The organism is Bradyrhizobium icense, from assembly GCF_001693385.1.
GTDB lineage: Bacteria > Pseudomonadota > Alphaproteobacteria > Rhizobiales > Xanthobacteraceae > Bradyrhizobium > Bradyrhizobium icense.
On sequence record NZ_CP016428.1, the window covers coordinates 2958376 to 2983382 of the forward strand.

Sequence of the window (25007 nt, forward strand, 5' to 3'; positions counted from 1 at the left end):
CTAGAGCGACAGGCGATACCGCCTGCGTGGCATTGCGTGCTTCCGCTTGAAGGCGGAACGCAATGATCAGTGACGCCTGACTTCGGCCTGGCATGCAATGGAGAGAGTAATGACAGTCGCGGACGCGCACGATTTGGATCCGCAGGAAACCCGGGAATGGCTCGATGCGCTATCTGCCATCCAGGGCCACCGCGGCAATGAACGGGCCGAGTTCGTTGTCAACGCGATGATCGATGCCGCTCGCAGCGGCGGCCTCGGCATTCAGCAGACGTTGACGACGCCCTATTGCAACACCATTCCTGTGGACCAGCAGCCGGCACTGCCGGGCGACCGCGCCATCGAGCACAAGCTGCGCTCGATCATCCGCTGGAACGCGCTTGCAATCGTCCTGCGCGCCAACAAGGAGAGCTCGGAGCTTGGCGGCCATATCGCAAGCTTCCAGTCCGCTGCCACGCTCTACGATATCGGCTTCGGCCATTTCTGGCATGCGCCAACGGATGGCCATGGCGGCGATCTGATTTTCGTCCAGGGGCACTGTTCGCCCGGTATCTACGCGCGTGCCTTTCTCGAGGGCCGGTTGAGCGAGGAGCAGCTCCTCAGCTTCAGGCAGGAAACTGGCGGCAAGGGTCTGTCAAGCTATCCGCATCCCTGGCTGATGCCGGACTTCTGGCAGTTCCCGACGGTGTCGATGGGCCTGGGGCCCTTGATGGCGATCTATCAGGCGCGGTTCTTGAAGTATCTCCAGAACCACAAGCTGGCCGAGACATCAAATCGCAAGGTCTGGGCCTTCATGGGCGACGGCGAAACGGACGAGCCGGAGTCGCTCGGCGCGATTTCGCTCGCCGGTCGCGAAAACCTCGACAATCTGATCTTCGTCATCAACTGCAATCTCCAGCGCCTCGACGGACCGGTCCGCGGCAACGGCAAGATCGTTCAGGAGCTCGAAAGCGTTTTCCGCGGCGCCCGCTGGAACGTCATCAAGGTACTGTGGGGGTCGGGCTGGGATCGCCTGCTGCAGAAGGACAAGAGCGGGCTTTTGCTGAAGCGCATGGAGGAGTGCGTCGACGGCGAGTACCAGGACTTCAAGAGCAAGAGCGGCGCCTATATCCGCGAGCATTTCTTCGGAAGGTACGACGAGCTGAAGCAGCTCGTCGCCGACATGAGCGACGACGAGATCTGGCAACTCGCGCGCGGGGGACACGATCCGGAAAAGGTGTTTGCGGCTTACGCAGCGGCAGTGAACCACAAGGGCCAGCCCACGGTGATCTTGCCGAAGACCGTCAAGGGCTACGGCATGGGTGAGTCCGGCGAAGGCCAGATGATCGCGCACCAGGCCAAAAAGATGACGCAGGACGCGCTGCGCGGTTTCCGCGACCGCTTTCAGGTGCCGGTCGCCGACGATGATCTGGCGAAGGTTCCTTTCCTCCGTCTGCCGGAAAATAGCCCGGAGATGAAATATTTCCGCGCCCAGCGCGAAAAGCTTGGCGGCAGCCTGCCGCAGCGCCGGCGCAAGTCCGCCTCCTTGCAAATTCCGCCGCTCTCGACGTTCCAGCGGCTGCTCGACTCCACGGGCGAGCGTGAAATCTCGACGACGATGGCTTTCGTGCAGATGCTCGGCAGCCTCGTGCGCGACAAGGCGATCGGCAAGCACATCGTGCCGATCGTGCCGGACGAATCCCGCACCTTCGGCATGGAAGGCATGTTCCGCCAGCTCGGCATCTATTCATCGGTCGGCCAGCTCTACCGCCCGCAGGATGCCGATCAGCTGATGTACTACCGCGAGGACAAGAGCGGACAGGTTCTGCAGGAGGGCATCAACGAAGGCGGCGCCATGTCGAGCTGGATCGTCGCGGCGACGTCCTACAGCACGAACAACGTGCCGATGATCCCGTTCTACATCTACTATTCGATGTTCGGCCTGCAGCGCGTCGGCGATCTCGCCTGGCTCGCGGGCGATATGCGCGCGCGGGGCTTCCTGCTGGGCGGCACCGCCGGCCGCACTACCCTCAACGGCGAAGGGTTGCAGCACGAGGACGGCCACAGCCACGTGCTAGCCGGCACCATCCCGAACTGCGTGTCCTACGATCCGACCTTTGCCTATGAGGTCGTGACGATCGTTCGCGAAGGCATGCGCCGCATGTATGAGGCGCAGGAGGACGTCTACTACTACATCACGCTGATGAACGAGAACTATGCGCATCCCTCGCTGGCCGAGGCAGGCAAGGGAGCGGAGGAGGGGATTCTCAAAGGACTCTATCTCCTTAAGCGCAGCGGCGAGACGGCCAAGAAGGGACTCCGCGTTCAGTTGGTCGGTTCGGGCACGATCCTGCGCGAGGTGATCGCGGCCGCGGATCTGCTCAAGGCGGACTTCGGCGTGACGGCCGACGTGTGGAGCGCGACCAGCTTCAACGAATTACGTCGCGATGGCATGGCGGCGGAGCGCTGGAACCTGCTGCATCCGACCGAGCCACGCCGCAAGAGCTGGGTGGAAGCGCAGCTTGAAGGGCATCCGGGTCCGGTCGTGGCGTCGACCGACTACATGCGCAACTACCCCGATCAGATCCGCGAATATGTGCAGGCGGCCGGACGTCGCTACGTCGCGCTGGGCACGGACGGTTTCGGCCGTAGCGACTATCGCGTGAAGCTCCGGAAATTCTTCGAGGTCGATCGTCACTACGTCGTCCTCGCTGCGCTCAAGGCGCTCGCCGACGATGGCGCGATCAAGCCGGCGACCGTGGCCGAGGCCATCGCCAAATACAAGATCGACGCAGGGCGCGCTGCGCCCTGGACCGTGTGAGGCAGCGGAGCCGAGGACAGAGCGATGAGTGGTCTGATCGACATCAAGGTTCCCGATATCGGTGACTTCAAGGACGTCCCGGTCATCGAGGTCTTCATCAAGTCGGGCGACAAGGTGAAGGCCGAGGACCCGCTGGTTGCGCTGGAGTCCGACAAGGCGACCATGGAGGTGCCGTCGCCGCGCGATGGCGTCGTGAAATCAGTGGTCGTCAAGGTTGGCGACAAGGTGAGTGAAGGCACCGTAATCGTGCAGTTCGATGGCGCGGGCGCGGAGCAGGGCGAAGCGCGTCCGGTCGTCAACGCGCCGCCGTCGCCCGTCAGCGCGCCTGCCGGCGTCGCCGAGGTGCGCGTCCCCGATATCGGAGACTTCAAGGACGTTCCGGTCATCGAAATCTTTGTAAAGCCCGGCGACAGCGTGAAGGCCGAGGATCCGCTGATCGCGCTCGAGTCGGACAAGGCGACGATGGAGGTGCCGGCTCCTCTCGCGGGCACCGTGCGCGAGATCAAGGTCAAGACAGGCGATAAGGTCAGCGAGGGCTCGATCATCCTGTCGCTTGTAACCGGCGAATCACCCGTGCAGGCCGACGTTCCTCCCGCGTCACCGCCTGCGGTCTCGCCGGCCACCGCTGCCGGAGCGGCGGTGGTCGGCACCTTTGACGAAAGGAGCTTTGTGCTTGCCTATGCAAGCCCCGCCGTGCGCAAGCTTGCGCGCGAAAAAGGCGTCGACCTCGGAAAAGTGAAGGGATCAGGCAATCATGGCCGCATCCTGCGCGAAGACGTCGAGGCCTTTATCAAGGGCGGAGCGGCGCCTGCCAAGCCGCAAGCTGCGGCTGCAAGCGGAGGCGGCGTCGGCGGCATCGACCTGCTGCCTTGGCCCAAGGTTGATTTCGCAAAATTCGGGCCGGTTGAGCGCAAGGAACTCGGCCGCATCAAGAAGATCTCCGCAGCCAATTTGCATCGCAACTGGGTCGTCATCCCGCACGTCACCACCCATGACGACGCCGACATCACCGATCTCGAACAGTTCCGGGTCCAGATGAACAAGGAGTTGGAGAAGAGCGGCGTCAAGCTCTCGCTCCTGCCGTTCATGGTGAAAGCTGCCGTTGCGACACTGCAGAAATTCCCGGAATTCAATGCGAGCCTCGACGGCGACGCACTCGTCTACAAGAACTACTGGCACATCGGCTTTGCCGCGGATACGCCGAATGGCCTGATGGTGCCTGTCATCCGCGATGCCGACAAGAAATCGGTACCGGAAATCGCAAGGGAAATGAATGCACTCGCCAAGCTCGCGCGCGAGGGCAAGATCAAGCCCGACCAGATGCAGGGCGGGACGTTCTCTATCTCGTCACTCGGTGGTATCGGCGGCATCTATTTCACGCCGATCATTAACGCACCAGAAGTCGCGATCATGGGCGTGTGCAAGGGTTACTGGAAGCCGCACTCAGCCGACGGCAAGACAGTCAACTGGCGGCTGACGCTGCCACTGTCACTGTCGTGGGACCACCGCGTCATCGATGGCGCGGCGGCGGCCCGCTTCAACGTCTACTTCTCCAATGTGCTCGCCGATTTGCGGCGCGTGCTGTTCTGAGGTTGGGGAGCGCAGCATGGCTCAGCAGATCGAAGTGAAGGTTCCTGATATCGGCGACTTTAAGGACGTCGCTGTCATCGAGGTCATGGTGAAGGCAGGAGAGACCGTTGCGGTCGACACCAGCCTCATCATGGTGGAGTCCGACAAGGCGTCGATGGAGATCCCGTCTTCGCACGCCGGCGTCGTCAAGGAAGTGAAGGTCAAGACTGGCGACAAGGTGAGCGAGGGGGCGGCCATCCTGGTGCTCGAGGCAGCTGGCGCCGCTGCTACGCCAAAACCCGCGCCGGCGTCGCAGCCGGCCGCCGCCGCTGCGCAGCCACCCGCGCCATCTGCGGCATCCTATTCCGGCAAGGCGGATATCGAATGCGACATGCTGGTGCTGGGTGCCGGTCCCGGCGGCTATTCGGCGGCCTTCCGCGCCGCCGATCTCGGCATGAAGACCGTGCTGGTCGAGCGTTACGACACGCTTGGAGGCGTGTGTCTCAACGTCGGCTGTATTCCGAGCAAGGCGCTGCTGCATATGGCTGCCGTGGTCGACGAGGTCAGGCATCTCCCTGACCATGGGATTTCCTTTGGAGCGCCGCAGATCGAGCTTGGCAAGCTGCGTGCGTTCAAGGACGGCGTGGTCAAGAAGCTGACGGGCGGCCTTGCCGGCATGGCGAAGGCCCGCAAGGTCGAGGTCGTGACCGGCGTGGGCGCCTTCCTCGATCCGCATCATCTCGAAGTTGTCTCGGCCGGAGGCAAGAAGACGGTCAGGTTCGGCAAGGCAATCATCGCCGCTGGCAGCCAGGCCGTGAAGCTGCCGTTCCTGCCCGACGATCCGCGCATCGTGGATTCGACCGGCGCGCTGCAGCTGAAATCGATCCCCAAACGCATGCTGGTGATCGGTGGCGGCATCATCGGTCTCGAAATGGCGACAGTCTATTCGACGCTCGGCGCGCGCATCGACGTTGTCGAAATGCTCGACGGTCTGATGCAGGGGGCCGACCGTGACTTGGTCAAGGTCTGGGAGAAGATGAACGCGGGCCGTTTCGAGAAGGTCATGCTGAAGACCAAGACGGTGGGAGCGAAAGCGACGGAGGCCGGGATCGAGGTGAGCTTCGAGGGCGAGCAGGCGCCCGCCGGATCGCAGGTCTATGACCTCGTTCTCGTGTCGGTCGGCCGCAGCCCGAATGGCAAGAAGATCGGCGCCGAAAAGGCTGGAGTCGCGGTGACCGAGCGAGGCTTCGTCGACGTCGACAAGCAGATGCGTACCAACGTGGCGCACATCCACGCGATCGGAGACATCGTCGGCCAGCCGATGCTGGCGCACAAGGCCGTGCATGAAGCCCATGTGGCTGCGGAAGTCGCGCATGGTGAGAAGTCGTATTTCGACGCGCGGCAGATTCCATCCGTCGCCTACACTGATCCTGAAGTCGCCTGGGCCGGCAAGACCGAGGAGCAGTGCAAGGCCGAGGGCATCAAGGTCGGCAAGGCGGTCTTTCCATGGGCAGCCTCCGGCCGCGCCATCGCCAACGGTCGCGATGAGGGTTTTACCAAGCTGCTGTTCGACACCACGACGCATCGCATTATCGGCGGCGGCATCGTCGGAACGCATGCCGGCGATCTGATCAGCGAAATCTGCCTTGCGATCGAAATGGGCTGCGAGCCGGCCGATATCGGCAAGACCATTCACCCGCATCCGACGCTTGGCGAGTCGATCGGCATGGCGGCCGAGGTGTTCGAGGGCCACTGCACGGATCTTCCGCCGCAGAAGAAAAAGTGACGCTGAAGAACGAAGGAGACCGTCATGGTTTCAAGAGCGTGGCGAATTATGATCCTTCTCGCATTTGTTCTGCTTCCGCCCAAATTGGCGCCGGCGGCGGAGGCGCATTGGCCCCAGGTGCTCACTCTCGGCACCGCGTCGGAAGGCGGCACCTACTACGCCTATGGCGAAGGGCTGGCTCGATTGCTCACGCAAGAACTCGGCATCGCGGTGGTGGCGCGGCCGACCGGCGGCCCGATCGAGAATATCAAGCTGCTCGAGACCGGTGAAATCCAGCTGGCCTTCGTCACGCAAGGCGTGGCGTTGCAGGCGTGGAGCGCCAGCGCTGCCTGGACCGAAGCACGGCGATACCGAAACATGCGCGCCATGTTCGCGATGTACGATACGCCGTTTCAGTTTCAGGTACTCAGTGACTCGCCAATTCAATCGTTTGCCCAATTCGCGGGCAAACGCATCGGTGTCGGACCCGAGGGTGGCACCACCGCCACTTACTTTCCCGAGTTTCTCAAGGCGCTGAAGATCGAGGCCACCCTGATTCACGGCGATTGGGCGGTGCTCGCGGAGAAGTCGGTGGCGCGGAGCATCGATGCGCTCGCGGTTGGCGCCGGCGTGCCGGCTCCGTTCCTTATCGATATCGAGCGAAAGGCGAAGGTGCGTTATCTCCCTCTCACGCGGCAAGAGATCGCAACGCTGCGCCTGGCGATGCCGGAGCTCTCCGCATCCGTCGTCGCGGCGGGTTCGTATCCGACTTTGCGGCGCCGGTACGACACGGTCGGTCTGTTCAACTTCGCCGTTGCGCACAAGGATCTGCCGAACGATCTGGTCACGGCCATCGTCGACACGGTGTTCGCCAATAACGAGCGGATGATCGAATTTCATCCGGCGGCGGCGGAAACGATCCCCTCGAACATCGCGCGCAACAATTTCATTCCGCTTCATGGTGGCGCGGTCAGTTGGTATCGCAGCAGGGTTACGCCTGGGGTCGTGCAATCGGACTGAGAAACAGTTTCTAGAGAGGGAATGAGACATGGCAACACTAGCAACGACGGACGGTCACCATTCCGTAAAATGGTATCAGCACCTCTATGTGCAGGTTCTGGCTGCAATCACCGTTGGCATATTGCTGGGGCATTTTTATCCTCAGATCGGCGAGCAGATGAAGCCGCTCGGCGATGCGTTCATCAAATGCATCAAGATGATCATCGCTCCAATCATCTTCTTCACGGTCGTGCATGGGATTGCCAGCATGCGCGACATGAAGAAGGTCGGACGTGTCGGCTTGAAGGCATTGATCTATTTTGAAGTGCTGACGACGGCTGCACTGATCATCGGACTTGTCGTGATCAATCTGTGGAAGCCCGGCGTCGGCATGAACATCGATCTGTCGACCGTCGACACGAAATCGATCGCGGCCTTCACTGCAAAGGCGAAGGAGCAGGGCACCGTCCAGTTTCTGATGGCCATTATCCCGTCGACGGTCGTCGGCGCTTTTGCCCAAGGTGAAATCCTGCAGGTGTTGTTCTTTGCGATTCTGTTTGCATTTGGGCTGCAGGCTCTTGGTCAGCACGGCGAGGGCGTGCTGCGGCTGATCGACGTCGTGAGCCATGTGTTCTTCAAGATCGTGGGCTACATCATGAAAGTGGCGCCGATCGGAGCGTTCGGCGCAATGGCGTTCACGATCGGCAAATACGGCGTTGCCACTCTGATTTCCCTTGGGAATTTCATGTTGGCGTTTTACGCAACATGCCTGTTGTTCGTCTTCATCGTGCTCGGCGGCGTTGCTGCCCTTTGCAACTTTTCGATTCTCAAGTTCATCCGCTACATCAAGGAAGAACTGCTGATCGTGCTTGGCACTTCGTCGTCGGAAACGGTGCTGCCGCGCATGATCGCCAAGATGGAAAATCTCGGCTGCGAGAAGTCGGTCGTCGGTCTGGTCATTCCGACCGGATATTCGTTCAACCTGGATGGCACCTGCATCTACTTGACGATGGCCGCGATCTTCCTGGCGCAGGCGACCGGTACGGACCTTACGATCTGGCAGGAGCTCGGCATCATTGGCGTGCTGCTCCTGACATCCAAGGGCGCCGCCGGCGTCACGGGCTCCGGCTTCATCGTGCTGGCCGCAACGCTTGCATCTGTCGGGACGATTCCGGTCGCGAGCATCGCCTTGATCCTTGGCATTGATCGCTTCATGTCGGAGGCGCGCGCGCTCACCAACCTCATAGGAAATGGCGTTGCGACAGTCGTTATCGCCAAATGGGAAGGGGCGCTCGATGAAAGAGTGCTCCATCAGCGTCTAGACCTGGATCGCGATGTCGAAGCTGATGATCCGGAGTCCGTAACGATTGCGGATGACGAGAAGGAGAGTGGCGCGCCACGCCCGGTCGTCGCTTGATCGCGGAGAACACTAAACGAGGAGTTGATTATGACTGAAGTAGTGATTGTGTCCGCCGCGCGGACGCCGGTTGGTTCCTTCAATGGCGCGTTCGGATCGCTGACTGCCCATGAACTCGGGGCGGTGGCGATCAAGGGGGCACTGGAGCGCGCCGGGGTCTCGCCCGAAGAGGTCGACGAGGTCATCCTGGGCCAGGTCCTCTCCGGCGGTGAGGGACAAAATCCGGCACGGCAGGCCGCCATGGCGGCCGGCATTCCGCAGGAGAAGACGGCGTGGGGCATGAACCAGCTCTGCGGTTCTGGCCTGCGGTCGGTAGCTCTTGGTTTGCAGCAGATCGCCAACGGCGATGCGAAAGTCATCGTCGCCGGCGGCATGGAGTCGATGTCGATGGCGCCGCATCTGTCGCACATGCGGAACGGTACCAAGATGGGCGACGCCAAGTTCGTCGACTCCATGTTGAAAGACGGCCTGCTGGATGCGTTCCACGGCTATCACATGGGAGTCACCGCGGAGAACATCGCCGCCAAATGGCAGATCACCCGGGAAGAGCAGGACGAGTTCGCCACCAGCTCACAGAACAAGGCCGAAGATGCGCAGAAGGGCGGCAGGTTCAGGGACGAGATCGTTCCCGTCACCGTCAAGACCAGAAAGGGAGACGTTGTCGTCGACCAGGATGAGTATATCCGCGCTGGCACGACGCTGGATGCGCTGGCAAAGCTGAAGCCCGCCTTCAACAAGGAAGGCACGGTAACCGCCGGCAACGCCTCAGGTCTCAACGACGGCGCGGCCGCGATGGTGTTGATGAGCGCTGACGAGGCCAGGAAGCGCGGCCTCACTCCGCTGGCCAGGATCGCCTCATGGGCGACTGCGGGCGTTGATCCCGCGGTGATGGGGTCGGGTCCAATTCCGGCGTCGCGCAAGGCGCTCGAAAAAGCCGGTTGGAAGGTCAAAGATCTCGATCTCGTCGAGGCCAACGAAGCCTTCGCGGCGCAGGCGATCGCCGTCAACAAGGACATGGGCTGGGATCCCTCGATCGTGAATGTGAACGGCGGCGCTATCGCCATCGGTCATCCGATCGGTGCATCAGGCGCGCGCGTGCTGACGACGCTTCTGTTCGAGATGCAGAAGCGCGGCGCGAAGAGAGGCCTTGCCACGCTGTGCATCGGCGGCGGCATGGGCGTAGCCCTGACGGTCGAGCGCTAGGCCAGCGTCGGTTTTACTGGCTCCGAACAAAGCAAGACGCGGATAGCACCAGCCGTCCGCGAAGGACCGAGGCTCGCAAGAGCCAGCGAATCCAACACGAACCGATCAGGAGGGGACGATGTCCAGGGTTGCGGTGGTTACCGGCGGTACGCGCGGCATAGGCGAGGCGATTTCGATTGGGCTCAAGGCGGCCGGCTACAAGGTGGCGGCGAGCTATGCCGGCAATGACGAGGCGGCCGCGAAGTTCAAGAAGGAGACTGGCATCAACGTCTACAAGTGGGACGTGTCGAATTACGACGCCTGCGTTGCGGGTCTGAAGCAAATCGAAGCCGAATTGGGGCCGGTGGAGGTGCTGGTCAACAACGCCGGGATCACCAAGGACGGCATGTTCCACAAGATGACTCCGGAGCAGTGGTACGGCGTCATCAACACCAACCTGAACTCGCTGTTCAACATGACACGGCCGGTGTGGGAAGGCATGCGCGAGCGCAAATTCGGCCGTGTGATCTGCATTTCATCGATCAACGGCCAGAAAGGCCAGATGGGCCAGGTCAATTATTCCGCCGCCAAGGCGGGAGACATCGGCTTCGTGAAGGCGCTGGCCCAGGAGGGAGCTCGCGCCGGTATTACCGTCAACACGATCTGCCCGGGCTATATCGCGACAGAAATGGTCAAGGCCATCAACCCGGACGTCGTGGCCAAGAACATCCTGCCCCAGATCCCGGTCGGTCGCCTGGGCGAGCCGCATGAGATCGCGCGAACCGTCGTGTTCCTGGCATCTGACGATGCCGGCTTCATCACGGGCTCGACGATATCAGCGAATGGCGGCCAGCACATGAACTGAGCGCCCGCCATGTCGATCCAGCCACGAGGCGACCTGACGACACGAACGCTCGCCATGCCCGCGGATGAAAATCCGAGCGGCGATATCTTCGGTGGCTGGGTGCTTTCCCAGATGGACATCGCCGGAGGCATCCATGCCGGACAGCGTGCGCAAAGCCGCGTCGCAACAGTTGCGATCGAGGCGATGCATTTCATCAAGCCCGTGCATGTGGGAGATGTCTTGTGCGTCTACGCGGCGCCCGAGCGTGTCGGGCGCTCCTCGGTGGCGATCCGCCTCGAGGCGTGGGCGCTGCGGCGACGGCTCGGAGACCGCGTCAAGGTGACGGAAGGCATTTTTACGTTTGTCGCGCTGGATGCCGAGGGATGGTCGGCGCCGATTGCATCCGATCGGCAAGGGGAAACATCGCAGTAACCACCAATGAAGGAGAGGGAAATGTCCGACGGCAAATCGAAGGTAAACGATACTGACTGGGGCTTCGCCGGGTTCGACTTCGCCAAGCTCATCGAATCCTGCCAGATCAGCGGCGTCGATATGACGTCATTGATCGACGTGGAGAAGAAGAACATCGACGCGCTGAACGAGGTCAACCGTTCGGCATACGACAGTTGGCAAAACCTGATGGCCCGACAGACCGAGGTTTTCCAGGAAATGATGAAGGCGATCGCCGCCGAGGCCAGCAACGAAACGGTCGCGGGACGGCGCACCGAAATTGCAAGGCAGGGATTCGAAAAAGCTCTCGCCAACATGCGCCAGCTCGCCGAGACGGCGACCGAACAGCAAAAGCAAACGATCGAGATATTGCGACGGCGTTTCGAAGACGGAATGGCGGCCATGCGTACGCGTGATGGAAGCGTCTGAGGTCACCTGACGGCAGCGGGAAGAGGGGCGAAAGCATCCGACTCTCGAACAAGAGTAGAATCGGGGAAAACGATGAACCAGGATCTGAGGGAAGCTGCACTCGAATATCATCGCCTGCCGAGGCCGGGAAAGATTTCCGTGGTGCCGACCACGGCCATGGCGACGCAACGCGATTTGTCGCTGGCGTATTCACCGGGCGTGGCGGAGCCTTGCCTGGTCATCGCCAAGGACCCGTTGCAGGCCGATGAGCTGACCGCACGCAGCAATCTCGTGGCTGTCGTCACCAACGGCACCGCCGTGCTCGGCCTTGGCAATATCGGCGCGCTGGCCGGCAAGCCGGTGATGGAAGGCAAGGCGTGCCTATTCAAGAAGTTCGCCGGGATCGACGTGTTCGACATCGAGCTTGCCGAAGAAGACCCTGACGCGCTGATCGAGACCATCGCCCGGATGGAGCCAACGTTCGGCGGCATCAACCTCGAGGATATCAAGGCGCCGGAATGCTTCTACATCGAGCAGAAGCTTCGCACCCGTATGAAGATTCCGGTCTTTCACGATGACCAGCACGGCACCGCGATCATCGCCGCGGCGGCGATCCTCAACGGCCTGAAGCTGGTCAAGAAGGATATTGCCGACGTCAAGCTGGTCTGCTCCGGCGCCGGCGCGGCGGCGCTGGCCTGTCTCGATCTGATCGTCAGCCTTGGCCTGCGGCACGATCGCATCATCGTGACCGACGCAAAAGGCGTCGTCTATGCCGGCCGCACGGAGGGCATGGATGACAACAAGGCGCGCTATGCGGTGAAAACGGACGCGCGAAAGCTGGACGAGATCATTCAGGACGCGGACATCTTTCTCGGCCTGTCGGCCGGCAACGTGCTGACGCCTGACATGGTCAAGAAGATGGCGCGAGATCCCCTGATCTTCGCCATGGCTAACCCGATCCCGGAAATCTTGCCGGAAGACGCGCTGGCGGTTCGTCCGGATGCGATCATCGGCACGGGACGGTCGGACTATCCCAACCAGATCAACAACGTCCTGTGCTTTCCGTTCATCTTCCGGGGAGCGCTCGATTGCGGGGCGACAACGATCAACGAGCAGATGAAGCTTGCGACCGTCCGTGCGCTGGCGGATCTGGCCATGGCGGAAGTGCCCGAGGTGGTGGCTGCTGCGTATAAGGGAGAGAAGCTTCGGTTCGGCCGCGACTATCTGATTCCAAAGCCGCTCGACCCGCGTCTCATCGAGGTCGTCGCACCGGCGGTGGCGAAGGCTGCGGCCGACAGCGGCGTCGCCAAGCGTCCGATCGCCGACATGGAAGCTTATCGCCAGCAGCTAAGCCGCTTCGTCTATCAGTCCGGCAACGCGATGCAGCCGGTCTTCTCGGTGGCGAAGGGAAGCGGCAAGTCTCTTATTCTGGCGGAGGGCGAAGACGAGCGCGTGCTGCGCGCTGCCCAGGTAGTCGTGGACGAGAAGATCGCAAGGCCGTTGCTGGTCGGACGTCCCTCGACGATCGAGGATCGGATCAAGTCGTTCGATCTCCGGCTGAGGCCGGGCATGGACTGCGACATCATCGATCCGCATGATGCGGAGATCTATTCCAAATGCGCTGAAGTGTATCATTCGCGCAGAAAGCGCGACGGCGTATCGGCTGGCCTCGCTCTCTCGGAGACCCGAAGCAATGCGACCGTACTTGCCTCGCTCCTTCTCGCGAGAGGCGTTGGCGATGCGATGCTGTGCGGGGTCATCGGCAGGACATCCGACCATCTGACCGCCATTCGCAATGTGATCGGTACCCGTGACGATGCGCGGACTCTCGCTGTGATGCAGATGCTCATTCTGCCGCAGCATCAGCTGTTCATTTGCGACACCCACTGCCACCTTAACCCGACCGCCGAGCAGGTCGCCGAAATCGCCTTGCTGGCGGCGGCCGAGGTCCGGCGCTTCGGCATCACGCCGAGGGTGGCGTTGTTGTCGCATTCGAGCTTTGGCAGCTCCGCGGCACCGGAAGCCAACAAGATGCGGGAGGCGCGGGCGGTCATTCGCGAGCGATCCCCCGATCTGGCGGTGGAAGGGGAGATGCGCGGGGACGCTGCCCTGTCGCCATCCGTACTTCACCACGAGTTTTCCGATTCCGGCTTCGAGGGACCGGCGAACGTGCTGGTGATGCCGAATCTCGACGCCGCCAACATCTCCTACAATCTGCTCAGGATGGCGGCGGGCCAGGGATTGACGGTCGGCGGCATTCTGCTCGGAGCGGCAAAGCCGGCCCACATCCTCACGCCATCGTCCACGGTGCGGCGCATCGTGAACATGGCCGCCGTCGCGGTCGCGGACGCGGTCTCCGAGAGAGCCTGATCGGGAGGACGCGTTTGGGCGGATAGTGAACTCGATCGGTCGAGGCCATCATGAGTAAGCCGCAATTGGGAAAATCCCGCATTGTGATCGTCGGAGGCGGAGCCGGCGGATTGGAGCTTGCGACGCGCCTCGGCGACAAATACGGGCGCAAGGGCAAGCTCGACGTCACGCTGATCGAGCGCAACCGCACGCATGTATGGAAGCCGAAGCTGCACGAGATTGCCGCCGGCAGCATGGATATCTCGGCCCACGAGGTCGACTATCTCGCTCAGTCCTACTGGCACGGCTTTCGCTACCGGATCGGCGACTTGATCGGGATCGATCGGGACCGCCGTCAGGTGCAGGTGGCGGCGTATTTCGATGCTGAAGGCCGCGAGGTCACGCCGAAGCGGAGCTTCGACTATGACGTCCTCGTCATCGCCATCGGAAGCCAGAACAACGATTTTGGCACGCCCGGCGTCGTCAACCACGCGATCAAGCTGGAATCGCAGGCGGACGCGCGGCGGTTCCACGAACGAATGGTCAATGCCTGCATCCGCGCGCATGCCCAATCGGCGCCTTTGGGAGCGCATCAGTTGAAGGTCGCAATCATCGGGGCCGGTGCGACCGGTGTCGAACTTGCAGCCGAGCTGCACCGGACGACACGCGAAGTGGTGGCGTACGGCCTTGATCAGGTCGATCCTCAGAAGGACATCAGGATCACGCTGATCGAAGCCGCCGACCGTGTGCTTCCCGCGCTTCCGGAACGGGTATCGAGAGAGACAGAGAAGTTGCTTGCCCGGCTGGGTGTCAATGTGCTTGTCGGCGCCAAAGTCTCGGAGGTCGGCTCCGACCATGTGAGCCTGACGGACGGCCGCACTATCCCTGCCGAACTGATCGTCTGGGCGGCGGGAGTCAAGGCGCCCGATTTCCTGAAGGACATCGCCGGACTCGAGACCAACCGTATCAATCAGCTCGTCGTCCGGCCGACCCTGCAGACAACGCGTGACGACGGCATCTTTGCAATCGGTGACTGCTCGGCCTGCTCTTGGGGCGAGCGCGGCAATGTGCCGCCGCGGGCGCAAGCGGCTCACCAGCAGGCCTCGCATCTCTATACCCAGATTCCGCGCTATCTGCGGGGCGGGCCGATCAAGGACTACAAGTATAGAGACTTCGGCTCCCTGGTGTCGCTCGGCGAATTCAGCACGGTCGGCTCGATGATGGGCGCGCTCGTGGGCGGCAACCTGGTGTTCGCGGGCATCTTCGCACGGATGATGTACCTGTCGCTCTACAAGATGCACGAACACGCGCTGCATGGTTCGGTGAAGGTTGCGCTCGACACGCTGGCGCGTCTGATCACCCGGCGCACTGAGCCACATGTGAAGCTGCATTGATAGTGGGTCGCAAACGATGGATGTCGTATCGACCGTTGCGCGTTTGACTGGCCCTGAGGCGCCGCGCCGAACATGGAGGGGACGCTGATGGACGCCGTGTTCCTTGCGCGCATGCAGTTCGCCGCCAACATCACGTTCCACATTCTGTTTCCGTCAATCTCGATTGCGCTGGGCTGGGTGCTGCTGTTCTTTAGGGTGAAGCATCTGCGTGCAACTGATCCGCAGCAAAAACTCGAGTGGCTGCGCGCCTATCGCTTGTGGACCAAGGTGTTCGCCCTGACATTCGCGCTCGGGGTCGTCAGCGGCGTCACCATGAGCTTCCAGTTCGGCACGAACTGGCCGGGCTACATGGAGCGTGTCGGGAATATCGCCGGCCCGCTGCTCGGTTATGAGGTGCTGACCGCCTTCTTCCTGGAGGCGGGCTTTCTCGGTGTCATGCTGTTCGGCCACCGCCGGGTCGGCGAGATGGTTCACTTGGGCGCGACCTTCCTCGTCGCGTTCGGTACGTTGATGAGCGCATTCTGGATCCTTGCGCTCAATTCATGGATGCAGACGCCGGCGGGGTACGAAATCGTCGATGGCCAGTTTCATGCGCGGAGCTGGTTGGAGATCATCTTCAATCCGTCCTTCCCGTATCGGTTGGTCCACATGGTGCTTGCATCCGCGCTGACCTGCGCGTTCCTGATGATCGGGATCAGCGCCTGGCAACTTCTGAAAGGCGTCGCCACGGCGAGCGCGTCACGTGTGCTTCGGACCGGGCTCATTTTCGCTGCACTGGCCGCGCCGGCGCAGATGGTGGCCGGTGACTTCCATGGCCTCAATACGCTCAAGCATCAGCCGCAGAAGATCGCGGCGGTCGAAGGTATCTGGGAAACGACGCGGGGCGCGCCGCTGCTGCTGTTCGCGATTCCGGACGATGCTGCGAGAACAAACCGTTTCGAGTGGGGCATACCGAAGCTCGCGAGCCTGATCCTCCGGCACGACCCTGACGGAGAACTCAAGGGGTTGAACGAGTTTCCATCGGCCCACCCGCCCGTCCTACCCCTGTTCTGGTCGTTTCGTATCATGGTGGGGACCGGCATCTTGATGCTGCTCGTCAGCTGGATAGGCCTGTGGCGACATTGGCGCGACGGCTGGGATTTTGCCAAAATGCCGCGACCAATGCTCGGGATATTCGCGGGCATGACCTTTGCCGGTTGGGTTGCGACCATTGCCGGATGGTACGTCACAGAAATCGGACGGCAGCCTTTCATCGTTTCCGGTCTCATTCGAACCGCCGACGTCGCTTCGCGGGTCCCGTCATCGAGCATCGCCGTGACGTTCGCTATCTATGTTGCGGTCTATCTGGCGCTGCTCGCGGCCTATGTCGGCGTCCTCAAATACATGGCTGAAACCGCCGACAAGAAGTCGTACGCAAGCGCGTCGACGGACCTGGCGGGGGACCCGCAGGAATATCAGCGCCGGGGAGAATTCGCATGATTTCGATGTCGTTCGACGAACTGCTTCCGCTGATCTTCATCGGCTTGATGGGGGTGTCGCTGCTCGTCTACGTCGTGAGCGACGGATACGATCTCGGGGTCGGCATGTTGATGCACCGGGCGACGCCTGAGGAGCGGGACACCATGGTCGCATCCATCGGCCCGTTCTGGGATGCCAATGAGACTTGGCTGGTGCTGGGCGTCGGTCTTCTCCTGGTTGCCTTCCCCAAGGCGCACGGGCTGGTGCTGTCGGAACTTTACCTGCCGACGACGCTCATGCTGGTCGGCCTGATCCTGCGCGGCGCAGCCTTCGATTTCAGGGTCAAGGCCAAGGCCGACCGCAAGGTGATGTGGGATCGCCTGTTCATCGCAGGATCAATGCTCGCCTCCGTGTGTCAGGGATGGATGCTGGGCCGGTATGTCAGCGGTTTCGGCGAGGGCTGGAATTATCCGATCTTTGCCGGCGCCATCGCGATCGCGTTGCCAATGGCCTACGCGCTGCTTGGCGCCACGTGGCTCGTGATGAAGACGGACGGCCCGCTGCAGGACAAGGCGATCGAGTGGAGCAAGATCGCCTGGCCGCCCATGGTCCTCGGTCTGATCCTGATTTCGATGGCAACGCCCTGGATCAGCGAGAGCGTTCGCGTGAGGTGGTTTACCCTGCCGGCGATAATTGCGGTGGCGTCGATCCCGATTACGACGGGGATCGCGCTGCTGGCGGTGCGCCTCCTGCTCGGTTCGCCGGCTGCGCGCGGCGGCTTGTGCTGGCTGCCGTTTGCGTTGCTTGTGCTGGTGTTCTTCCTGAGCTTCTTAGGCCTCAGCTACAGCATCTATCCTTTCGTTGTGATCGACCGCCTGACGGTCTGGCAGGCCGCCAGCAGCCCCGAGTCGCTCAAGATTATCCTGATCGGGGTTTCCATCACGCTGCCCGTCATTATCGCCTACACGGGATTTTCCTATCGCGTATTCCGAGGCAAAACCATAGAGTTGGACTATGCCTGAGTGGTCGTCTGTCGTAGCCGACACTCCCCGGAATTGTTTGGTCACAGCATGACGGACCTTCCATCCCTGGTGGACGTCAAGGGGAAGCCCGAAGTCAGCTCGGCGATGCCCAATTCCACGCGTTGGCTTGTTCGCGGAACAGCCGCGCTCGCGCTGGTCGTCGCCACTTCGTGGCTCGGATATATCGTTGCGTTCCAGCGTGGACTCGACCATTTGCACGTTGCTGCTCAGCAGCGGTTGGCGATGGAAGCCGCAAGACTCGATGGTCATCTTTCGAGATTTGAATTTTTACCGTCATTGCTAGAGACGTCTCCGAGCGTCTTCCGGTTGCTCAGCACTCCCCAGGATACCGCACTGCAGCAATCCGTCAGCCTGTACTTGAAGTCGATCAATCTGCTTGCGGGGGCCGACAACCTCTACGTTTTAGATGTTTCGGGAGACACCTTGGCAGCGGCCGATTTCGAGCAGCCAGGCACGCCGGTTGGCCGAAACCTGTCGTACCGCCCATATGTGAGCGAAGCTCTCGCGAGCGGCCGAGGAGCGTTCTTCGGTATCGGTATTACGAGCGCACGCGCTGGCTACTATCTCTCCTACGCCCTGAAGGAGGGCGGCGCGACCAGGGGGGTCGCCACCGTCAAGGTCAATCTGGATTCGTTCGAGCGTGAATGGCGCAATACTGAAGGCGACATTCTTCTGCTCGACGAGCGTCAGGTCACCATACTCGCTTCCCGTGACGAGTGGCGCTATCGGCCGATGGCACCGCTGTCGGTGCAGATGCGAGATGACATTTCTCGATCCAAACCTTACGGCAACCACGACCTGACGCCGCTCGGATGGACCGTGGTCGCTCAATCCAAAGGCGGCGCGCGTATCTCCGCCGAGAGCGGAACCGCTTATACGCTCAGCGAGCTTCCAATTAACCGGGGCCTCTGGAAGCTCGTCCTTCTCGACGACGAGGCGCCGATAAGGCAGACCGCGCTGGTCATCGGCGCGATGTCGGGCCTCGCGTCTATGGTTGCGTTGCTGGCAGCTGTTCTCGTGATGCAACGCCGGAGAGAGATCAGGCAACGCCTGGCCAACCAAGCTGCGTTGCAGGCCGCGCACGACATGCTCGAGACCAGGGTGCAGGAGCGAACTGCCGAACTGCGGACCGCGCAGGATGAACTTGTCCATGCCGGCAAGCTGGCTGCCCTCGGCCAGATGTCGGCCGGAATTGTGCATGAACTGAACCAGCCTCTGGCTGCGCTACAGACCGCGGCAGACAATGCAATACTGCTTGTCGATCGCGGGTCGATCGGCGATGCTCGCGGCAACCTCACCCGAATCGGTGAACTAGTACGCCGTCTTGGACGTTTGACCGGCCAGCTCAGGGTTTTCGCCTACAAGTCAAGCAGTCCGCTTGATGCGGTCTCCGTCGAACATGCGATCGTTGAATCGCTCAAGATCCTCGCTGCGCGTGTCAAGGAGGGCGGCGTCGCCGTCGTGACGGATATTAATGCCAATCTCTGCGTCCTTGCCGATCAAACGCGGCTTGAGCAGCTGTTGTGCAACATCGTGGCGAATGCGCTGGATGCCGTGGAGAGCGTCGAGCGAAAATCGATCCTGATCCGGGCGACCCGGGAAGAGGGGCAGGCTGCCCGCTGCCGCATCGCCATCAGCAACAATGGTCCGGCGATCGCGTCCGATGTTCTGCAGCGCATGTTCGAGCCTTTTGTGACGACCAAGCCTCCGGGCAAGGGGCTCGGCCTTGGCTTGATGCTTTCCAACCACATCGCGCGTTCCTTCGGCGGCGAATTGCGTGCGCGAAATCTTCCTGATGGTGCCGAATTTGTCGTGATCCTTCCGTTGGCTGAGATAACAGAGGCGGCTTCGCATGGGCGATGAGCAATCAATTGGCGTGATCTACGTCGAGGACGACGAGGATGTCCGCATTGGCGGCGTTCAGGCGCTCGAACTTGCGGGCTTTTCGGTCTCGGGATTTGCTTCGGTCGAGACCGCCAACGTATCCGTGCGCTCAGACATGCCCTTCGTCGTGGTCTGCGACGTGCGCCTGCGCGGCAAGAGCGGCCTTGATTGGCAGGCCGACCTGCGCCGGCTGGATCAGGATTTGCCGGTAATCCTGATCACTGGCCATGGCGATATTGCAATGGCCGTGCAAGCGATGCGCAATGGCGCCTACGATTTCATCGAGAAGCCGTGCTCCTCGGAGCAGCTCATTTCGGTGGTGCGCAGGGCGGTCGAAAAGAGACGCCTGACCTTGGAGGTCCGCGCGTTGCGATCTGCCCTGGCTGATCGCCAGGGGATTGAAGCGAACCTGTTGGGCCGCTCGCCGCAGATACAGGAGGTGCGCAGGCTCGTATCTACGTTAGCCTCGACGAATGTCGACGTCACGATCTATGGCGAAACCGGGACCGGCAAGGATGTTGTCGCGCGCTGTCTCCACAATCACAGCGGTCGCCGCACCGGCAATTATGTCGCGGTGAACTGCGGCGGCCTGCCGGAGTCGCTGGTCGAGAGCGAGTTGTTCGGCCACGAGGTCGGCGCATTCACCGGTGCCACCCGCCAGCGTATCGGCAAGATCGAATATGCCAATGGCGGAACGCTGTTCCTCGACGAAATCGAGAGCATGCCGCTGAGCGTGCAGGTGAAGTTGCTCCGGTCGCTGCAGGATCGGTCGATTGAGCGCGTCGGAACGAACAAGCCGATCTCGGTGGATTGCCGTGTCGTGGCGGCGAGCAAGACGAATTTGTTCGAGCTGAGCGAAAAGAAACTGTTTCGCGCGGATCTCTACTATCGCCTTGGCGTCGCATTCATCGAACTGCCGCCGCTTCGGGAACGGCGCGAAGACATTCCGCTGCTGTTCGAGCACTTCACGCTGGATGCCGCCAGACGCTTCGAGCGCGATGCGCCGATCCTGGACGAGCAGACCATGTCCGTGTTGCTGGCTTATTCCTGGCCGGGGAACGTACGCGAGCTTCGCAACGTCGCCGACCGCTTCGTGCTGGGCGTGCTCGACGGCAAGGCGATCAACAAGTCTGGGTTTGGTACGTCGGATCTGTCGTTGCCCCGACAACTCGAAAATATCGAGCGGTCGATCATCGAGGACGCGCTGCGGCGCAAGCAAGGCGACGTACAGGCAACCGCTGCGCTGCTGGGTATCCCGAAGCAAACCCTGTACGACAAGATAAAGCGTCTTGCCGTGAACGTTGATGGGATCCGCGAAGGCTCAATCGTCCGCTCCGGAACCTGACGAAGGCAAGCGAACGTTTGTGACGCTCCGGGCGGCGCGATGCAGCCGCCGGGCATGAGAGCGAAGGGCGCCAGACAGAAGCTGCCCGGAACTGGAAACGCAACACATCATCCTATTTTGCTGAGTGAGGGATATCTGATGAATCGGCCATTCAATATGCCGGACGAGTTTGTCGACGGATTCATGAAGGCGGGCGCGAGCCTGTGGCGGTCGCTGGGGTGGCCCGTGGATGACGATCGCGACGGTACGAAGGCGAGTTCAGCGCTCAGCTCGTCGGCACGCATCGCTGAACTACAGGCCGAGCATCTGAAGCGTCTGTACCAGGTCACGGAGCACGTCATCAGATCGGCCGCGGGCATGCAGAGCGAAGGAGGCCTGGAACCCGCGCGCGGCGATCGCAGGTTCAATGCCACGGAATGGCGGGACAACTCGCTCTACAGCCTGCTGAAGCAGTCCTATCTGTTGAACTCGCGCTATTGCACCGACTTCGTCGAAGCCCTGGATATGGATGAGAGGGAGAAGCACCGGCTGCGTTTCTTCACGCGCCAGCTCGTCGAGGCGATGAGCCCGACCAATTTTACCGCCACCAACCCTGATGTCATCAAGCTCGCGACCGATACCGAAGGTCAAAGCCTCAGGGCGGGCCTCGACAATTTGATGGCCGATCTTGGCAAGGGCAATCTGACGATCACGGACGAGAGCGCATTCGAGGTCGGTAAGGACGTCGCGACTTCAAAGGGTGCGGTCGTGTTCGAAAACGACCTGTTTCAGCTCATTCAATATGAGCCCGCGACGGAGCAGGTGGCCGCGCGGCCTCTGTTGATTGTCCCTCCTTGCATCAACAAGTTCTACATCCTCGACCTCCAGCCGGCCAATTCCTTCGTCGGGTTCGCGGTCGAGCACGGCCTGACGGTGTTCATGGTCTCCTGGCGCAATCCGGATGCCTCTTGCGGGCATTTTGGCTGGGACGATTACGTCCAGCATGGCGCCATGCGCGCCATCGAAATCACTCAATCGATTTCGGGTGCCGACAAGATCAACGTTGTCGGCTGGTGCGTCGGCGGAACCATCCTGTCGTCTGCGCTTGCACTGCTGCGGACGCGAGGGGACGAGTCGGTGGCCAGCGTGACCTTGCTGACGACCATGCTCGATTTCCGGGAGCCGGGCGATCTTGGCGTGTTCGTGGACGAAGAGAGCGTGCGTCAGCGCGAGCAGACGATCGGCAACGGAGGCATCTATCGCGGCGCCGAGCTTGGGTTCGTGTTCCAGACCCTTCGTTCGAAAGAACTGATATGGCCGAACGTGGTCAATCACTACCTGAAGGGAAAGCCGCCGGAACGTTTCGATCTTCTGTTTTGGAACGCCGACGTAACCAATCTGCCGGGACCGATGTATTGTTGGTACATCAGGAACATGTACCTGGAGAACAATCTTCGGAATCCAAACAGATTGAAGATGTGCGGCGCATCGGTCGATTTGGGACGTGTCGACCTGCCTGCCTACGTTCTGGCGACCGTCGAGGATCATATCGTGCCGTGGCGATCCGCCTATCGCACGACGGGCCTGTTCGGCGGTGACACTCGTTTTGTTCTCGGCGCGAGCGGGCATATTGCCGGCGTGATCAACCCGGCATCGAAGAACAAGCGAAGCTACTGGGTGTCGGCCAATCGATGCGACGATCCGGCGACATGGCTGGCGAGCGCCGACGAAAAACCGGGCAGTTGGTGGAACGACTGGATCGGTTGGCTCAAGGCTTGGGCAGAAGAGCAGCTTCCGGCGCGCACGCAACTCGGCAGCAACGTCTATCCTCCGGGCGAACCGGCGCCCGGTCGATATGTGAAGGCGAAAGCGAACTGATGGCGTGACTGTTCATGGGGGCGGCCAAGCGGCGGCGGTATCGCGCAACGACGGGACTGTAGATCCAGAATCCTTGCGCATTGGCTTACGCGCTAATTGGGTCAGGTTGAGAAGAAGTCCGATCGGATCGGGGGTGTCGAAATCCGATTCACTGCTCATCGACACCGCTCTTTCGATTGCCATTCCTCTATAGTGACGACAATGCGCAGCGAGTGATCCCTCGCAGAGACGTTCCCTGAGGAGTTGGCTTCGTATGGCCAGGAGCGCTCTGCAGAAGATATTGCTGCGGCTTGGCGATCACGCGCCCGGCGGCTGTACTATTTTTGCGAAAATAGTATAACGGCCGAATGTGGAAGACGATAAGGTAACAGATTGAAATCGCAAGACAATCTATTTTCCGTCGCGCCCATGATGGATTGGAGCGAGAGTTTAAGTTTTTCAATTGGTTAGACAACCGCGTGTGCACGACGTGTGCACCGGGAGATCAAGTAAAATCTATTGACGGCCAATCTGAGAACGGGGCGTGATGTCGACGTTGGGGCTCGACGCAATCGAATTGACAAGAACAAAGCACTTACCTGCGGCCGAGAAGCTGATCTCGTTTGTCGGCATGGGCAACGAACCGGTCTTCGTGTCGCCGGCGGCGCGCTGCTTTGAGCGTGAGGGTGAAAACCGAAAAAATTCGTCAGATGGCGCAGGCCACGCTCGATAACGCAAAGGATGCCGTGTCAATTGCCTACGAAATCAACCAGCCTCGTATCGCCAGCCGAAGGGGTGCGATCCAGCAGGCGTGGGAGAGGGCGAGCTGGTTAGTTTAATGGGGTTGCGCCGAATGACCTCGACGGGCTCGCAGCTCTTCCGGGCGCAGGGCTAGAAATCCGCGACTTTGCCCCATGCCGATGCCGAGAACCGATTTGGGCGATACGGTTTCGGATCAAACATGGGCTCCGATCCAGTGATGAGGTCGGCGATCAGGTGGCCGGCTCCCGGCCCGATGCCGAAGCCGTGCCCGGAAAAGCCGGCGGCCAGAATGAGGCCGGGCACCTTCTCCAACTCTCCTAGGCCAGGCACGCCGTCCGGGGTGCTATCGATATAGCCGGCCCAAGCCGCGGTGATCTTCGTCTTGCGGAGTTCGGGTATGAGTTCGATTGCCCGGCTGTGGGTCAGCTTCACCGCAGCCGGATCGGGCGTCGGATCGAGAATGCGCATGTGTTCCATCGGGGTCGGCCCATCGAGTCTCCAGCACTTCAACGTCTCGTGGCCGGAACGAATCCCTTCGAGGCCGCCCGGTAAGAGGCTGCGCCAACGCTTCAAAAACATCGGCAGAAATTGCGGCGCGAAACGCAGCTGCTGCGGCGTGACGTCCACGCGCCCGCGTCCGCTGATCGCCAAGGTGTAGCCGCCATCGGTCCGGCGGGTGAAGGAGATGCTGGCGGTATGCAGGGCATCCGGCAAATCTTTGGCACCGGGAGAGACGGCCAGTATCGAAGAACGGATCGAAGCTTGGGGGAAACGGATGCCGACCTGGCGGCAGAAGGACGATGCCCATGCACCCCCGGCCAGCACCGCGATCTTCGTCTTGATCGTTCCGCTCTCTGTAACAACCGCGCTCAATCGCCCGGCTTCCAATTCGATGCCCCGCGCGGCACAATTCTGGTGAACCGTTCCGCCCAGCTTCAGGATCGCGGAAGCTACGGCCGGCGCGGCCTTGCCGGGATCGGCCGTCCCATCGGTGGGCGAAAAGACGCCACCCTTCCAGGCGCGTTCGGTGGCACGGCCACGCCCTGTTGCTCCGGCACTGTCCAGCACATGGGTCGTCACGCCGACCGTTCTGGCGAAGTCGCACCAGCGCGCCCAGCGGGCAAGCTCAGCCTCGTCATTGCTCAGATACAGGAGACCGCAGCGGCGAAAGCCAGTATCTTCACCGCTCTCGGCGGCAAACCGCTCCCAGAGATCGAGGCTCTTCATCGCCATCGGCAGTTCGCGGGCATCCCGGTTCTGCTGCCGGCACCAGCCCCAGTTGCGGCTTGACTGCTCCGCGCCGACCCTTCCCTTCTCAACCAGGGCGACCCGGATGCCCCGCTTCGCAAGGTAATAGGCTGCAAACACGCCGACGATGCCGCCGCCAATTACCACCGCATCGGCGGACGCAGGCAATTCGGGGGAGCTTTCGATGTGATGCAGCGGCGCGGGCATGGGTATCTCCGACTGCCCTCAGTCTAGCCGCTTCCCGAACACAAGCGCTG

General features: G+C 61.5%; 18 protein-coding genes. 17 read left to right on the top strand and 1 reads right to left on the bottom strand.

Features of this window, described 5'->3' with window-relative positions; genetic code table 11:
• The first annotated feature begins 109 nt into the window (after nt 1-109).
• The 17 genes from aceE to LMTR13_RS40735 all read left to right on the top strand — a co-directional run bounded on the left by aceE (nt 110) and on the right by LMTR13_RS40735 (nt 23579).
• Nucleotides 110-2797: a pyruvate dehydrogenase (acetyl-transferring), homodimeric type gene (gene aceE, locus LMTR13_RS13845; RefSeq protein WP_156795612.1), complete on the top strand. Its 2688-nt coding sequence runs from the start codon at nt 110-112 to the stop codon at nt 2795-2797.
• Nucleotides 2798-2821: 24 nt separating this feature from the next.
• Entirely contained in the window at nt 2822-4387 is a 1566-nt protein-coding gene (locus LMTR13_RS13850) for a dihydrolipoyllysine-residue acetyltransferase (RefSeq protein WP_065728366.1), read from the top strand.
• A 16-nt stretch (nt 4388-4403) separates the two neighbouring features.
• Entirely contained in the window at nt 4404-6152 is a 1749-nt protein-coding gene (gene lpdA / locus LMTR13_RS13855) for a dihydrolipoyl dehydrogenase (protein ID WP_065728367.1), read from the top strand.
• A 24-nt stretch (nt 6153-6176) separates the two neighbouring features.
• Nucleotides 6177-7151, top strand: coding sequence for a TAXI family TRAP transporter solute-binding subunit (locus LMTR13_RS13860; RefSeq protein WP_065728368.1), 975 nt, complete (start codon nt 6177-6179; stop codon nt 7149-7151).
• Between the two features lie 28 nt (nt 7152-7179).
• Complete coding sequence (locus LMTR13_RS13865) at nt 7180-8547, top strand: dicarboxylate/amino acid:cation symporter (protein WP_065728369.1); 1368 nt, start codon at nt 7180-7182, stop codon at nt 8545-8547.
• A gap of 30 nt (nt 8548-8577) precedes the next feature.
• Entirely contained in the window at nt 8578-9750 is a 1173-nt protein-coding gene (locus tag LMTR13_RS13870) for an acetyl-CoA C-acetyltransferase (protein ID WP_065728370.1), read from the top strand.
• Nucleotides 9751-9868: 118 nt separating this feature from the next.
• Nucleotides 9869-10594, top strand: a complete 726-nt coding sequence (gene phbB / locus LMTR13_RS13875) for an acetoacetyl-CoA reductase (protein WP_065728371.1) — start codon at nt 9869-9871, stop codon at nt 10592-10594.
• Between the two features lie 9 nt (nt 10595-10603).
• Entirely contained in the window at nt 10604-11005 is a 402-nt protein-coding gene (locus tag LMTR13_RS13880; protein ID WP_065728372.1) for an acyl-CoA thioesterase, read from the top strand.
• 21 nt (nt 11006-11026) lie between these two features.
• Nucleotides 11027-11452, top strand: a complete 426-nt coding sequence (gene phaP, locus LMTR13_RS13885; RefSeq protein ID WP_197521100.1) for a TIGR01841 family phasin — start codon at nt 11027-11029, stop codon at nt 11450-11452.
• Nucleotides 11453-11524: 72 nt separating this feature from the next.
• On the top strand, nt 11525-13801 hold the full coding sequence (locus LMTR13_RS13890; protein ID WP_065728374.1) for an NADP-dependent malic enzyme: 2277 nt from the start codon (nt 11525-11527) through the stop codon (nt 13799-13801).
• Between the two features lie 50 nt (nt 13802-13851).
• Entirely contained in the window at nt 13852-15174 is a 1323-nt protein-coding gene (locus LMTR13_RS13895) for an NAD(P)/FAD-dependent oxidoreductase (RefSeq protein WP_065728375.1), read from the top strand.
• An 87-nt stretch (nt 15175-15261) separates the two neighbouring features.
• Entirely contained in the window at nt 15262-16653 is a 1392-nt protein-coding gene (locus LMTR13_RS13900; RefSeq protein ID WP_065732668.1) for a cytochrome ubiquinol oxidase subunit I, read from the top strand.
• Nucleotides 16650-17654, top strand: a complete 1005-nt coding sequence (locus tag LMTR13_RS13905) for a cytochrome d ubiquinol oxidase subunit II (protein ID WP_156795614.1) — start codon at nt 16650-16652, stop codon at nt 17652-17654. The genes LMTR13_RS13900 and LMTR13_RS13905 overlap by 4 nt, the downstream gene beginning before the upstream one ends.
• A gap of 48 nt (nt 17655-17702) precedes the next feature.
• Nucleotides 17703-19538: a sensor histidine kinase gene (locus LMTR13_RS13910; protein ID WP_065728376.1), complete on the top strand. Its 1836-nt coding sequence runs from the start codon at nt 17703-17705 to the stop codon at nt 19536-19538.
• A complete protein-coding gene (locus tag LMTR13_RS13915) occupies nt 19528-20904 on the top strand; it encodes a sigma-54-dependent transcriptional regulator (RefSeq protein WP_065728377.1) in 1377 nt (458 codons plus the stop codon). The genes LMTR13_RS13910 and LMTR13_RS13915 overlap by 11 nt, the downstream gene beginning before the upstream one ends.
• A gap of 138 nt (nt 20905-21042) precedes the next feature.
• On the top strand, nt 21043-22761 hold the full coding sequence (gene phaC / locus LMTR13_RS13920; protein ID WP_065728378.1) for a class I poly(R)-hydroxyalkanoic acid synthase: 1719 nt from the start codon (nt 21043-21045) through the stop codon (nt 22759-22761).
• A 665-nt stretch (nt 22762-23426) separates the two neighbouring features.
• Nucleotides 23427-23579 (top strand): hypothetical protein, encoded by a 153-nt coding sequence (locus tag LMTR13_RS40735; RefSeq protein ID WP_156795615.1) that lies wholly within the window; start codon nt 23427-23429, stop codon nt 23577-23579.
• Nucleotides 23580-23631: 52 nt separating this feature from the next.
• On the opposite strand, the gene LMTR13_RS13925 is transcribed toward LMTR13_RS40735, so the two are convergent.
• Nucleotides 23632-24957: an NAD(P)/FAD-dependent oxidoreductase gene (locus LMTR13_RS13925; RefSeq protein WP_065728379.1), complete on the bottom strand. Its 1326-nt coding sequence runs from the start codon at nt 24955-24957 to the stop codon at nt 23632-23634.
• Nucleotides 24958-25007 lie beyond the last annotated feature (50 nt).